The organism is Bordetella flabilis (genome assembly GCF_001676725.1).
Classification (GTDB): Bacteria; Pseudomonadota; Gammaproteobacteria; order Burkholderiales; family Burkholderiaceae_B; genus Bordetella_C; species Bordetella_C flabilis.
On sequence record NZ_CP016172.1, the window covers coordinates 2,289,377 to 2,303,452 of the forward strand.

General features: G+C 65.1%; 10 protein-coding genes and 1 pseudogene. 5 read left to right on the forward strand and 6 right to left on the reverse strand.

Annotated elements, in window-relative coordinates; translation table 11 throughout:
* Positions 1 to 7: 7 nt before the first annotated feature.
* Complete coding sequence (locus tag BAU07_RS09985; protein WP_066656835.1) at positions 8 to 649, reverse strand: DedA family protein; 642 nt, start codon at positions 647 to 649, stop codon at positions 8 to 10.
* Between the two features lie 98 nt (positions 650 to 747).
* Between BAU07_RS09985 and BAU07_RS09990 the strand changes: the two genes are divergently transcribed.
* Complete coding sequence (locus tag BAU07_RS09990; RefSeq protein ID WP_066656844.1) at positions 748 to 1,806, forward strand: metal-dependent hydrolase; 1,059 nt, start codon at positions 748 to 750, stop codon at positions 1,804 to 1,806.
* A 19-nt stretch (positions 1,807 to 1,825) separates the two neighbouring features.
* On the opposite strand, the gene coaBC is transcribed toward BAU07_RS09990, so the two are convergent.
* The 4 genes from coaBC to BAU07_RS10010 form a co-directional block, all read right to left on the reverse strand.
* A complete protein-coding gene (gene coaBC / locus BAU07_RS09995) occupies positions 1,826 to 3,022 on the reverse strand; it encodes a bifunctional phosphopantothenoylcysteine decarboxylase/phosphopantothenate--cysteine ligase CoaBC (protein ID WP_066656856.1) in 1,197 nt (398 codons plus the stop codon).
* 81 nt (positions 3,023 to 3,103) lie between these two features.
* Positions 3,104 to 3,625 (reverse strand): signal peptidase II, encoded by a 522-nt coding sequence (gene lspA / locus BAU07_RS10000; protein WP_066656859.1) that lies wholly within the window; start codon positions 3,623 to 3,625, stop codon positions 3,104 to 3,106.
* A 10-nt stretch (positions 3,626 to 3,635) separates the two neighbouring features.
* Positions 3,636 to 6,497 carry an isoleucine--tRNA ligase gene (gene ileS / locus BAU07_RS10005; RefSeq protein WP_066656862.1) on the reverse strand — a complete coding sequence of 954 codons (2,862 nt, stop codon included), beginning with the start codon at positions 6,495 to 6,497 and terminating at the stop codon, positions 3,636 to 3,638.
* Complete coding sequence (locus BAU07_RS10010; RefSeq protein ID WP_066656865.1) at positions 6,487 to 7,455, reverse strand: bifunctional riboflavin kinase/FAD synthetase; 969 nt, start codon at positions 7,453 to 7,455, stop codon at positions 6,487 to 6,489. Before BAU07_RS10010 ends, ileS begins: the two co-directional genes overlap by 11 nt.
* A gap of 66 nt (positions 7,456 to 7,521) precedes the next feature.
* Between BAU07_RS10010 and purN the strand changes: the two genes are divergently transcribed.
* Entirely contained in the window at positions 7,522 to 8,196 is a 675-nt protein-coding gene (gene purN / locus BAU07_RS10015; RefSeq protein WP_066665237.1) for a phosphoribosylglycinamide formyltransferase, read from the forward strand.
* A 154-nt stretch (positions 8,197 to 8,350) separates the two neighbouring features.
* A pseudogene (locus BAU07_RS10020) lies at positions 8,351 to 9,631 on the forward strand (RsmB/NOP family class I SAM-dependent RNA methyltransferase); the annotation flags it as partial.
* A gap of 253 nt (positions 9,632 to 9,884) precedes the next feature.
* On the opposite strand, the gene BAU07_RS10025 reads toward BAU07_RS10020, so the two are convergent.
* Positions 9,885 to 10,202 (reverse strand): hypothetical protein, encoded by a 318-nt coding sequence (locus tag BAU07_RS10025; RefSeq protein WP_066656868.1) that lies wholly within the window; start codon positions 10,200 to 10,202, stop codon positions 9,885 to 9,887.
* A 356-nt stretch (positions 10,203 to 10,558) separates the two neighbouring features.
* On the opposite strand from BAU07_RS10025, the gene BAU07_RS10030 reads away from it, so the two are divergent.
* Both BAU07_RS10030 and BAU07_RS10035 read left to right on the forward strand, forming a co-directional pair.
* Positions 10,559 to 11,767 carry a DesA family fatty acid desaturase gene (locus BAU07_RS10030; RefSeq protein ID WP_066656871.1) on the forward strand — a complete coding sequence of 403 codons (1,209 nt, stop codon included), beginning with the start codon at positions 10,559 to 10,561 and terminating at the stop codon, positions 11,765 to 11,767.
* Entirely contained in the window at positions 11,764 to 14,055 is a 2,292-nt protein-coding gene (locus BAU07_RS10035) for a UvrD-helicase domain-containing protein (RefSeq protein WP_066656873.1), read from the forward strand. The genes BAU07_RS10030 and BAU07_RS10035 overlap by 4 nt, the downstream gene beginning before the upstream one ends.
* Positions 14,056 to 14,076: the final 21 nt, after the last annotated feature.

A 14,076-nucleotide genomic window follows, 5' to 3' on the forward strand; every position in this document is an offset into this window, starting at 1 on the left:
GCCGGCCCTAGCGACGGGTCCGCCGCGTGGGGACGGCGACGCGCCGTTTGCGCATTACCATGAACAGCAGCCATACGCCCAGCACGACGGAAATGCCGGTGCCTACCAGCATCCCGATCTGGCTGGCCGCACCGATGTCGTCCATGTTGCGCATCGTCAGGTAGCCGGGCGCCAGCATAACGGGCATCCACAAGGCAGCGGACAGTACGTTGGCGGTCTGGAACCGCGCGTGTCCCATTCCCATGACGCCAGCGACGGTCGGGATGGTGCTCCGTATGGGGCCCATGAAGCGGCCGGCCAGCACGGACGCGAAACCGTAGCGTGAAAAGAACAGGCGCGCGCGGGCCACCGCGGTACGGTGCTGGCTGAGCGGCCAGCGCCGAAGTACCTTCGGGCCGACGCCGCGGCCCAGCCAATAGGACAGCGCATCGCCCACGATGGCGCCCGCCATGCCCCACACCAGTATGGAGGCACCGTCCAGCGTACCACTGCCCACCAGGCCTCCCGTAATAAGCAGCAGCGCGGTGGCCGGGACGAACAGCCCAACGATGACCAGCGATTCCGCCATGGTCAATACGGCCGTGACGGGGCCCGCCCAATCCTGGTTGTTCTCGATGAATACGCGTATCTGGTTGACGAATTGGTCCATGCCCGGTGCCTCGCCATCTGAATGCGGTATCTTACCGCGTGCGCCGGGCGCCGCGCGGGGCGGCATTCCGGCACTCAGCCGTATGGATGATGTCTAGGATGGATACACTCACGCACATCGCCTTGGGGGCCGGCATACAGGCGGCGCTCCTGGGCCGGTCACAAGGGCGCAAGGCACTGCTATACGGGGCAGTCCTGGCCACATTGCCGGATCTCGATGTCTTCGTACCGTACCCGGACCCCGTTTCCCTGATGACCTATCACCGTGGGTTTTCCCATTCGGTGTTCGTGCTGACGGCGCTGGCGGCCCTGTTGGCGTGGCTGATACGAAAACGGTGGCCCAACGCCCCGTACGGCGCCGGACGCCTCTTCATGACAATGTGGCTGGTCCTGATCACCCATCCGCTTCTGGACGCCATGACCACCTACGGCACCCAGCTGTTCTGGCCCGTGCCGGTGGCGCCGGTCAGCGTGTCCAGCATCTTCATCATCGACCCCATATTCACCCTTCCCCTGCTGGTGGCCTTGCTGGCCAACCTGGCGTGGGGCGAGCGGGTCCGGCGTCTACGCGCGGCGGCGCTTGGTTTCTCCGCCTTTTACCTGGTCTGGACGGTCGTGGCGAAAGCGATCGTGGAGGACCACGTCCGCACCGCATTGTCGGCCCAGGGAGTTTCCGCGCCCGCATTGTTTTCCGCGCCGATGCCGCTGAACAGCCTGTTGTGGCGCGTGGTTGCCCCTGGGCCGGGCGATACCTATTACGAGACCGTTTCAAGCGTCTTCGACGCCGGCGCGCCAGAGCAATTATCGCAGCCCATGAATCGTGCCTTGCGCGACGCCTTGCCGCCGGCGCCGCTGCTTGCCAGGCTGGATTGGTTCACGCACGGCTGGCTGCGCTATGACGCCATCGACGGCAATCTAGTCGTCACAGACCTGCGCATGGGCATGCCAGGCCACTATACGTTCCGATTCGTAATGGCGCGACAGGATCCTGCATCGGGCTGGCAGCTCGTGGTTCCGGAGCGCTGGCCCAGCGCGCGCGGTGACTGGGAGCAATTCCGGCAGATCCTGCGGCGTATCGCCGAGCCGCAACCGCCGCTGCCGCTGGATGTGTGGGCGCGGCGTACGACGGCGGTGGAGACCAAAGGCGGCGGGTCTTAGTTCACCACCACCAACAGGCTCAAGCGGGCAGGCGTGCGGCGATCTCGGCAATAAGGCGCCGCGCCGCGTCCAGTTTGGCAGCCGCCGGCAAGGCATGCATGCCGTTCTCGTCGAACAACACCAGTTCGGTCGTGTCCAGTTCCATGACTTTGTGCGCCAGGTTGCCGACGAGCAAGGGGATGCCCTTGCGTACCCGTTTGGCTTGCGCATGCCGTGGCAAGTCTTCGGTTTCCGCCGCGAAGCCGACGCACCACGGCCCGTCCTGTAGCGCCGCCACCTCGGCCAGGATGTCGGGGTTGGGCGCGAATTCGAGGGCTGGGGCACCTCCGCCGGTGGCGTCTTTCTTGAGTTTCTGGGTACTGGCGTTTTTCACATGCCAATCGGCGACCGCGGCCACGGCGATGAACACGTCCGCCTGGCGCGCCTGTGCCATGACAGCGTCATGCATTTGCCGGGCAGTCTGGACAGGGTACGCATCGACGCCGCGGGGGATGGGCAGGGCGGTCGGCCCGGTAACCATCGTGACACGCGCGCCTGCTTCGCGCGCTGCCCGGGCAATGGCGTAGCCGGTCTTGCCGGACGAGCGGTTGCTGATCATGCGGACCGGATCGATAGGTTCAACCGTCGGTCCGGCAGTCAGCAGCACATGCTTGCCCGCGAGCGGCTTGGGCTGGAAGAAGGCGATGAGGTCGGACAGGATTTCGTGCGGTTCCAGCATGCGGCCATCGCCGGTTTCGCCGCAAGCCTGATCGCCCGCGGCCGGCCCGAGGATCTCGATGCCGTCCTCGCGCAATTGCATCGCGTTGCGCTGCGTGGCCCGGTTCGCCCACATTTCGCGATTCATGGCCGGGACGACCAACAGGGGGCAGTTGCGCGCCAGGCATAAGGTCGAAAGCAGGTCGTCGGCCAAGCCGTGCGCCAGTTTGGCCATGAAGTCCGTACTGGCCGGGGCGATGAGTACCGCATCTGCGCCGCGCGTCAGATCGATGTGCGGCATGTTGTTGCCGATGCGCGCATCCCACTGGCTGACAAATACCGGGCGGCCTGACAAGGCCTGCATGGTGACCGGCGTGATGAAATGGGTGGCCGCATCGGTCATGACGACGTCCACGGCGGCGCCTTGCTCCGAAATGCGCCGCACGAGCTCGGCGATTTTGTAGCAGGCGACGCCTCCCGTCATGCCAAGGACGATGCGTTTGCGGGCGAGATCGAGCATGGAAGAAAGCCGCGGTTCAGGAAACCGGACCATTATGCGGCAAAAGATCCGGCCCAGGTGCGGCGACCGGTTTCGAGATCCTCAATTCGACGGCGCTTTGCGCATGCGCAGCAGTTCGTCGAGGACCAGCAGGATGGCGCCGCAGGTGATCGCGACGTCCGCGATGTTGAACGCGGGGTAGTACCAATCCTTCCAGTAGAACAGCAGGAAATCGACGACGTGCCCATAGGCTACGCGGTCGATCACATTGCCCAGCGCACCGCCCATGATCAAGGCCAGCGCAAGCGCAAAGCGGGGGTGCGCCCGGGGGCCGTGGCGCCGCAGGATAATGGTGATGACCACGGCAGCGCCGATGCCCAGCACCGTAAAGAACCAGCGCTGCCATCCCGCTTCCGTCGCCAGGAAGCTGAACGCGGCGCCACGGTTGTAGACCAGCGTCAGATCGAATATGGGCAGCACGGGGACGCGCTGCCCATAGGTGAAGGCGCCGTTGAAGTACAGCTTGGCGGCCTGGTCCAGTACGATGACCACTGCGGCCAGCAGCAGCCAGAACGCCAGGCCGCGACGGCCGGCGGCGGGCGTGGCGGTCCCTGGCCCCACCATCCGTTCGCTCTCAAGCATGGCTGCGCGCCTCGCCGCTGCCGAACAGGTTGCTGACGCAGCGTCCGCAGATTTCCGGGTGTTCCGGATCCGTGCCGACATCCATGCGCCAGTGCCAGCAACGCTCGCATTTCTTCTGCGCCGACGGCGTGATGGCGATCTGCAGTTCGCCGGAGCCCTCGTGGACCGTCGCGCGCGAAACGATGAGGACGAAGCGCAGGTCGTCGCCCAGGCCGCGCAGGGCAGCCAGGTCGTCGCCGGATGCCGTGATGTCGATTTCCGCCTGCAGCGACGAGCCGATGGCGCCGGCGCTGCGCACTTCCTCCAACTTGCGCATGACTTCGGCGCGGATCGTCCGCAACCTGGCCCAGCGCGTCGGCAGGGGATCTCCTTCCGCCAGGGGCGGGAGGACCTGGAACACCTCGGCGAAGACGGTCGCTCGGGATATGTCGGCCTGGTGCGTGAGCGCCGTGCCCGCAAGCTCTTTCCACGCTTCTTCGGCGGTGAACGACAGCATGGGCGCCATTAGTTTCACCAGCGTCTGGGTGATCTCCAGCAGGGTGCTCTGGGCCGACCGGCGCGCCAGGCTCGCCGCCCCGGTGGTGTACAGGCGGTCTTTCAGGATATCCAGGTAGAACGCGCCCAGGTCTTCGGAACAGAAGGTCTGCAGACGCGCCACCGCGGGATGGAAGTCGTACTTCTCGTAGTGGGTCAGGATTTCCTGCTGCATCTGTGCCGTCATGGCCAGCGCGTAGCGGTCGATCTCGAAGCGCTCGCCATAGGGGACCGTCATCGAGACCGCATCGAAGTCCGCCAGATTGGCCAGCAGGAAACGCAGCGTATTGCGGATGCGGCGATAACTTTCGACGACCCGCTTCAGGATCTCATCCGAGATGGACAGTTCCCCGGAGTAGTCGGTGGACGCGACCCACAGGCGCAGGATTTCGGCGCCGAGGGAGTCCGAAACCTTCTGCGGCGCGATCACGTTGCCCACGGACTTGCTCATTTTGCGGCCCTGGCCGTCCACGACAAAGCCATGGGTGAGCAGCGCGTTGTACGGAGGCCGTCCGTACAGCATGCATCCGGTCAGCAACGAGGAATGGAACCAGCCGCGGTGCTGGTCCGAACCCTCCAGATAGAGGTCCGCCGGCCATGCCAGCTCTTCGCCGTGCGATCCGGACTGCGTCGCATCCTTGCCCCCCAGGACAGTGAAATGCGTGGTACCTGAATCGAACCACACATCCAGCGTGTCGCGGCTTTTCTCGTACATGTGCGCTTCGTCCCCCAGCAGTTCCCGTGGGTCGAGCGACTGCCAGGTTTCGATGCCGCCCTGTTCGACGCGCTGCGCGATCTGCTCCAGCAGGTCGACGGTGCGTGGGTGCAGCGCACCGGTTTCCTTGTGGACGAAAAATGCCATCGGCACGCCCCATTGGCGTTGCCGCGATAGCGTCCAGTCCGGCCGATTCGCAATCATGGCGTGCAGGCGGGCACGGCCCCAGGCGGGATAGAAGCGCGTGGCCTCGATACCGGCCAGCGCGGATTCCCGCAGCGTCGGTCCGCCGTCGTTCGGCGCGACGTCCATGCCGGCGAACCATTGGTTTGTGGCGCGGTAGATGATGGCGGTCTTGTGCCGCCAACAATGCATGTAGCTGTGCTTGTGCTTTTCGCTGTGCAGCAGCGTGCCCGCTTCGCGCAGGGTTTCGACAATCTTGGGATTGGCATCCCAGATGCTGAGTCCGCCGAACAAAGCCAGCGTCGACGCGAAGCGGCCGTCGCCCATCACGGGGCTCAGGATGTCGGCATCGGGCAGGCCATGCGCCTTGCACGATACGAAGTCTTCGATACCGTAGGCTGGCGCGGAATGCACGACACCGGTCCCCGTGTCCAGGGTCACGTAGTCGCCCAGGTAGACGGGCGACAGACGGTCATAGGCCGCGTCGATGCGCGCCAGCGGGTGATGGAAGGCGATGCCTGCCAAGGCTTCGCCCGCCGTGGTCGCGACGATCTCGCCCTGCAAGCCCCATTGGTCCATGCAGGCCTGCACGCGCTCGGCCGCCACCAGCAGCAGCGGACCCGTGGGCAGCGCAGGCGTAACGCGCACCAGCGCGTACTGGATTTCCGGATGCAGGTTCAGGGCCTGGTTCGAAGGTATGGTCCAGGGCGTGGTCGTCCAGATGACGATGGCGCCATCGTCCACCGAAGGCAGGCCGAACGCACGGGCCAAGGCCGGTTTGTCGGCGAAGGGAAACGCGACGTCGACGGCGGGGTCCACCCGGTCCGCGTATTCGACCTCTGCTTCGGCCAGGGCCGAGCCGCAGTCAAAGCACCAGTTCACGGGCTTCAGGCCGCGGAATACATAGCCTTTTTCGAGGATACGCTTCAAGGCCCGGATCTCATTGGCCTCGTTGCGATGGTTCATTGTCAGGTAAGGGCGATCCCACTGACCCAGCACGCCCAACCGCTTGAAGTCTTTTTTCTGGCGCTCGATTTGCTCCAGCGCGTAGGCGCGCGCCTTGGATTGCATTTCCGCCACGGGCAGATTCTTGCCGTACTTTTTCTCGATCTGGATTTCGATGGGCATGCCGTGGCAGTCCCAACCGGGTACATAGTGCGCGTCATAGCCGGCCATGTTCCGGCTCTTGACGATCATGTCCTTCAGGATCTTGTTGACCGCATGCCCGATGTGAATGTCGCCGTTCGCATAGGGCGGGCCGTCGTGCAGCACGAAGCGCGGCCGACCTTTGCTGGCGGCGCGGATGGCCTGATACACATGGTTTTCCTCCCATTCGGCGACCCAGGCGGGTTCGCGCCTGGCTAGGTCGCCCCGCATCGGAAAGGGGGTGTCGGGCAGGTTGAGTGTCTTTTTATAGTCCATGAACGGCAAAGTAGGCGCGCGCGTTTCGCGCGTCTTCGGCGATGGCGGCAGTCAGGGAAGGGAGATCGGGGAACTTTTCTTCGTCCCGCAGCTGTTGCAGGAACTCGACTCGCACGAGTTTACCGTAAGCGTCCAGCCCGGCGGCGTCCAGCACATGCGCTTCCAGCAGGACCCGGCCATGGTCTTCGACGGTGGGACGCACTCCCAGGCTGGCGACTGCCGGCATTGGGCTCGGCCCCAGTCCATGCACGCGCACCACATAGATGCCGGACCTTGCGGCGCAGCGCGGCGTCACCCTCAGGTTCAGGGTTGGAAAGCCCAGCGTGCGGCCGAGCTTGCGACCGTGGATCACATGGCCGCTCAAGTGATAGGCATGGCCCAGCAGATCCTGCGCCCGGGCGAGGTCGCCTACCGCCAAGGCGGTCCGCACTTCGGAGCTCGAAATGCGATGGCCATGGGCGTCCGTGATGTCTTCCAGCGTTTCCACCTCGAAGCCATGATGCTGGCCGGCTTCGCGCAACAGGCCGATATCGCCGCTGCGCTTGCGGCCGAACCGGAAATCGGGGCCTACGAGTATCCAGCGTACCCCCAGGCCATGCACCAGGAGCTGCTCGATGAAGGCGCTGGGCGACATGTCGGCCAGGTGCCCATTGAAGCGTTCGACCACCACCTGTTCGATCCCGCATCGCGCCAGGGCATCCAGTTTGTCGCGCAGCCCGCTGATCCGGGTTGGCGCGAGTTCCGGCCGTTGGTTCAGCGCTGCGAAGTACTCGCGGGGATGGGGTTCGAAGGTCATCACGGCCGGCGCCAGCCCACGCGCGCGCGCCGTGGCGCGCACGCGCGCCAGCATGGCCTGGTGGCCCCGATGGACGCCGTCGAAGTTGCCTATCGTCAGGGCGCAGGGGCGGCGGGCACCGGGCGGGGGAAGGGAGCGGAAGATGTGCAGCGTGGGTTTCACGGACGAGAGTTTACAATTTTGCCGGCGTGCTCTTTATTTCGTGTGGAACCTGATACCTTGGCAGCTATATCCTCGGGCCGGCGGCGGCTCGTTATTCTTATTTCGGGCCGCGGCAGCAATATGCGCGCGCTGGTGCAGGCGTGCCGGCAGGAGAACTGGCCGGCGGACGTATGCGCCGTCATATCGAGCCGCCCGGACGCGCCCGGCCTGCAATGGGCATCCGAGGCCGGCATACCTACCGCCAGCGTCTACCATCGCGACTTTGCCAGCCGGGAAGCCTTCGACGCGGCGTTGGCACGGGAAATCGACCGCCATGCCCCCGACTATGTCATCCTGGCGGGCTTTATGCGCGTGCTCACGGCCGGCTTCGTGAACCGATACGCCGAGCGGCTGGTCAATATCCACCCATCGTTGTTGCCCGCCTTTCCCGGCCTGCATACTCACGCGCAGGCCCTGGCCACGGGTGTGCAGGCGCATGGCTGCACTGTCCACTTCGTGACGCCCTTGCTCGATCACGGACCCATCGTCGCCCAGGGCTGCGTGCCGGTCCTGCCGGGCGACACGCCGGACAGCCTGGCCGGACGCGTCCTGGATATGGAGCACCGCGTTTTCCCCGCCGCCGTGCGCTGGCTGGCAGAGGGGCGAGTCCGGCTGGCACCGGATCATCGCGTCGACGTGCAGGGCAACCCGCAGCGCCTTTTCGTCTGGTCCGCCCCGGACTCGCCGAACCATAATGAATGACATCGACGGGCCTCGCGCCCGTCAGGGAATCGTAATGAAGAAACCGCACAACGCGGCAGGCAGAGCCCCCGCATCGCGCCCCGGCGCGGCCGATCGGCCCCGTCCGTCTTTCGCCGCGATACGGCTGGACCAGGTCCAGAAGGTACTTGGCGAAATGCTGCAGTGGTCGATGCCGGCCGACGCCACGCTGACCCGTTGGCTGCGCGCCCACCCCGGCCTGGGCAGCCGCGACCGTGCAGAAGTGTCGGAAGCCGCCTATGACGTGTTGCGCAACCTGCGCCGTTACCGTCGCCTGGGGGAGAGCGGCACCGGGCCGGCCGCCCGGCGGCTGGCCATCCAGGGCCTTGCGGCCACTCTGGGACCGGAGGCGTTGCGTGAGGCGCTCACGCCCGAGGAAAGCGATTGGCTGCACCATACCTCGCGCATCGATCCCGCTACCTTGCCGCGTGCGGTCCGCGCCAGCCTGCCCGATTGGCTGGAAGAACGGCTGGGCGCCATGGAGAATGCCGACGCGCTCATCGACGCTCTCAATCGTCCTGCCCCCCTGGACATCCGGGTCAATCCGCTGAAGGCGGATCGCGACGCCATCCTGCGCGGCTTGCGGGACGGGCCGGGAGGGCGCTACGAGCCCCGGCCGACGCCGTATTCCCCCTGGGGCATACGGCTGCAGGGCCGCCCGCCGGTCAATCGCTGGCCCCAGTTCGAGGCGGGGGACATCGAAGTGCAGGATGAAGGCAGTCAGCTGCTGGCCCTGCTGGTGGCGCCGCGCCGCGGCGAAATGGTGATCGACTTCTGCGCAGGCGCTGGCGGCAAGACCCTGCTGCTGGGCGCGCTGATGCGCTCCACGGGGCGGCTGTACGCCTTCGACGTGTCGGCGGCTCGCCTGGCCCGTGCCAAGCCGCGCTTCGCCCGCAGCGGCTTGTCGAACGTGGTCCCCGTGGTGCTGGACGGTGAAAACGACGCGCGCGTCAAGCGCTTGGCGGGCAAGGCCCAGCGTGTACTGGTCGACGCGCCCTGCAGCGGAATCGGGACCTTGCGCCGCAATCCCGACCTGAAGTGGCGCCAACATCCGGAAGCGCTGCAGAACCTCGGCGCGCTGCAGTCGCGCATCCTGGCGTCCGCCGCGCGCTGTGTCGCGCCGGGTGGGCGTCTGGTGTATGCGACATGCAGCCTGCTTCCGGAGGAGAATGAGATCCAGGCCGAGATTTTCCTAGCCGCGCATCCCGAATTCGAACGCGTCGACGCCGCCGCGCTGCTAGGCTCCCGGTGCGAGGGGTTGAACCTGACGGGGCCTTATATGCAACTGCGGCCCGATGCGCACGGCACCGATGGCTTTTTCGCGGCCGTGTTCGAGAAGCGCAAGACTGTAGCCTTGACTGAGCCGGCGGCCGCGGCTGCCGAACTGGCCGAGCCTGTCGGGGCGCCCGAGACTGCTGAGCCTGCCCGATTAGCGGAGAGTGCCGAAATTGTTGAAGCCGCTGAGACGGCTGAGACGGTACGAACGGGGGCAACGGCCGTCGTAGATGAGACGGGGGGAAGCGCGGGAACCGGGGCGGCCACCGGGGCAAGCGCAATAGCCACCGGCGCAGACCTTCCCGCGAATAGTGGAACCGCCGCCGTGCCGGGGAAGCGCAAGTCGGGGTCGTCGAAGCGCCCATCGTAAGTGGCGGGACGCGGTGGTCAGCCCGCTAGCGGGCTGGCATCGCCCGGACCGGCTTCCCAGGGACAACGGTGACGGTACCCTGCACCGAGCGGGTGCCCAGCTCGCGCGATTGGAAATATACGCGCCAGGCGACCACGTCCTGGCCACGCTGGGCATCCGGGTGGTACACCACCTGGGTGACCGGCACCTTGACGTGCCGGCATTTGGCGGGCTGCGTGGCCAACTCGGATATCGTATTTACCACCAGTTTGCCCAGCAGCGGTCGCGTCGTGATGGCCACCGGCGGTGCGCGCATCGCCCGGCAGTCGCTGCCCTGTATTTCGTAGTACCTTGCCAGCACCATGGGCGTCCCCGCGACGACCTGCCATGGCTGGCGCTGTTCGTCCGCGGCATGGCCCTTGCTAGGCGAAAGAAGCAGCCAGACAGCAATGCTTGTGGCATAAAAGTAACGGCTGCGGGGGTGTCCGCGTCGCGGCTTCGCAGGCCGGCTGGAAGCAGCATAAGCTGACTTCACGGGGCCAAAGCGGTCTGGCGGAGAGGTTGTCGTTGAAAAAGCGGACAAGATGAGCACAGGAAGCATGTCGTTTGGAGGATTTTACCGAACATTGGCCACGTTTTTATTTGCGGTGCGCGCTGTCATAACACCGCAAGGTACGCTACACTCAAAAACACGCAATTTCCGAGGTTTCCACACCTGATATGGATTACGTCTTTTCTTTTGTCTCCGGCGGTTTTCTCCAGGCCTCCTGGTGGCAGATCGTTGCCTTCACCTTGCTGGCCACACACATCACGATTGTCGCGGTCACGGTGTTCCTGCATCGCAGCCAAGCGCATCGTGGTCTCGATCTTCACCCAGCGGTGATGCACTTCTTCCGCTTCTGGCTTTGGATGACGACCGGCATGGTGACCAAAGAATGGGTCGCCATACACCGGAAACACCACGCCAAGTGCGAACGCGACGGCGATCCTCACTCGCCCATGCTGTTCGGCATATGGAAGGTGCTGTTCCGTGGCGCCGAGCTCTATCGGCAGGAAGCCACCAACGCCGAAACCACCGCCAAGTTCGGTCACGGCACGCCGGACGACTGGCTCGAGCGCAATGTCTATGCTCGCCACAGCCTGCTGGGCGTGATGATCATGCTGGGCATCGATATCGCCATGTTCGGCGCGCTCGGCGTCACGGTGTGGGCTGTCCAGATGGCCTGGATTCCGTTCTGGGCCGCCGGCGTCGTGAACGGCATCGGCCACTACTGGGGCTATCGCAACTACGCCAGCCCGGACACCAGCACCAACGTGTTCCCGTGGGGCATCATCATCGGTGGCGAAGAATTGCACAACAATCACCACGCCTACGGCACCTCGGCCAAGTTTTCGGCCAAGTGGTACGAGTTCGATATCGGTTGGGGCTATATCCGCATTCTGCAGTTCCTGGGTCTGGCCAAGATCAAGAAGGTCGCTCCCAAGCTCAAGCTGGATCCGACCAAGCCTATGGTCGATCAGAGCACCTTGCAGGGTGTCATCACGCACCGCTATGAAGTCATGGCCCGCTACGCGGATATCGTCAAGACCGCGGCCCGCGAGGAAATGAACAAGCTCAAGTCCTCACGACGTCCCGACGCGGCCGACTGCAGCTGGACTACTTTGCGTCATGTGCGCCGCTGGCTGCACCGGTCCGAGGACGTCCTGCAGCCCGAGCAAGTGGCGCAGGTGGATAAGGCCATCGCGGGCAACCAGTCGTTGTCCACCCTGGTACAGATGCGCCGTGAACTCGGCCGCCTGTGGGAGAGCTCGAGCGCCAGCAGCGAGCAGTTGTTGAGCCATTTGCAGGCCTGGTGCCAGCGCGCGCAGCAAAGTGGCATTGAAGGGCTGGAGCAGTTCGCCGACCGACTCCGCCGCTATGCGGCATGATCGACAAGTTAAACCCGGAACAACGCGCCGCCGTTACGCTTGAACCGCAGCACGCCCTGGTCCTGGCCGGGGCGGGCAGCGGCAAGACCCGCGTGCTCACCACGCGCATGGCCTGGCTGATCCAGAATGGCTTGGCCAGTCCCTACGGGCTCCTTGCGGTCACCTTCACGAACAAGGCCGCCCGCGAGATGCTCACACGCATCTCCGCCATACTGCCGATCGATACCCGCGGCCTTTGGGTGGGCACCTTTCACGGGCTTTGCAACAGACTGCTGCGCGCGCACCATCGCGACGCCGGCTTGCCGCAAGCGTTCCAGATCCTGGATACCGCCGATCAACTCGCCGCCATCAAGCGCCTGCTCAAGGCCAATGGCGTTGACGACGAGAAGTATCCGCCACGCGATGTGCAGCGCTTCATCAACGGGGCGAAAGAAGAAGGCCAGCGTCCCGCCGACGTTGAAGCCTGGGACAGCCACCGCCGGCGCCTGATCGAGATCTACCAGCTCTACGAGACGCAGTGCCAACGCGAAGGGGTGGTGGACTTCCCCGAACTGCTCCTGCGTGCCTATGAACTGCTTTCGCGCAACGCCCCGGTGCGCGAACATTACCAGCGCCGGTTCCGTCATATCCTGGTGGACGAGTTCCAGGATACCAACACGCTGCAATACAAATGGCTGCGCCTGTTGGCGGGTGGCGGGGCCTTTATCTTTGCGGTGGGGGACGACGACCAGTCCATATATGCATTCCGTGGCGCGAATGTGGGCAACATGGCCGACTTCGAACGCGACTATGCGCACGGCACCGTCATACGGCTGGAGCAGAATTACCGGTCCTATGGCCATATCCTGGATGCAGCCAACGCCCTGATCGGCCATAACAGCGGACGCCTGGGCAAGAACCTCTGGACGGAGCAGGGTGAAGGCGAGCCGGTTCGCGTCATTGAACAGCCGTCCGATGGCATGGAAGCGCACTGGGTGGTCGACGAGATCCGCGCGCTGGTCAACGATGGCCGGCTACGCCGCGAGATCGCGGTGCTCTACCGCAGTAACGCGCAATCCCGGGTGCTGGAGCATGCGCTGTTCTCTGCGGGCATCGCGTACAAGGTCTATGGCGGTCTGCGTTTTTTCGAGCGCCAGGAAATCAAGCATGCGCTGGCCTACCTGCGTTTGATCGCAAACCCGCATGACGATACCTCGTGGATGCGCGTGGTCAATTTCCCGGCACGGGGCATCGGTGCCCGTACGCTGGAGCAACTGGCCGATGCCGCGCGTGCGCACGACACCAGTCTCTACGGCGCAGTGGCTCGCGTCGCAGGCAAGGGCGGCTCCAATCTGGCGCAGTTCGCGACGTTGATCGGCCGCATGGCCGACGACACGCGCGAATTGCCTTTGCCCGAAATGGTCGAGCATGTGCTGGAAGCCAGTGGTCTGCTGGAGCATTACCGTGGTGAACGAGAGGGTGCTGAACGGATCGAGAACCTGAACGAACTCGTGACGGCGGCCGCCGTTTTCTCCACCGAGGAGAATTTCGACGGTTTGCCCGCTGGAGTTACGGCGCAACGCGATCCCGCCGCCAGCGTCGACGCAGTGCCGGGTACGCCTGCCGCGCCCTCCGACGAGGGTCTCACGCCCTTGGCGGCGTTCCTGTCGCACGCTGCGCTGGAGGCCGGCGACAACCAGGCGCAGGCCGGGCAGGACGCGGTGCAGTTGATGACTGTCCACGCGGCCAAGGGGCTGGAGTTCGATGCTGTTTTCATCACCGGCCTGGAAGAGGGTCTGTTTCCTCACGAAAACAGTGTGCTGGAGCAATCCGGGCTGGAGGAAGAGCGCCGCTTGATGTACGTGGCCATTACGCGGGCGCGAGAGCGCCTGTATCTGAGCCTTGCCCAGAGCCGTATGCTGCACGGGCAGACACGCTATGCCATGCGGTCGCGCTTTCTTTCTGAAATCCCGGAGCAGCACCTGAAGTGGTTGACGCCCCGTACCGGTATTGCGGACGGCTATGGCGCGGCCTCGGGTGCCTGGAGCGGCGCGGCGCGCGATGCGTTCGGCCGCAAGCCTACGGGTGCCGTCGCACCGCGCCAGCCGCGCGGCGTCTCATCTGGCGTGACCGTCGGAGACCGCCACTACCGGATCGGGCAGGGCGTGCGGCACGCCCGTTTCGGTGATGGCACCATCATTGGCCTGAGCGGCACGGGGCAGGACGCGCAGGCGCAGATCCAGTTTCGTGACGTCGGCGCCAAGACCCTGGCATTGGGCATCGCCAAACTGGACGTCATCGCAAGTTGACAGGCCGGGCGCCAGCGAGCG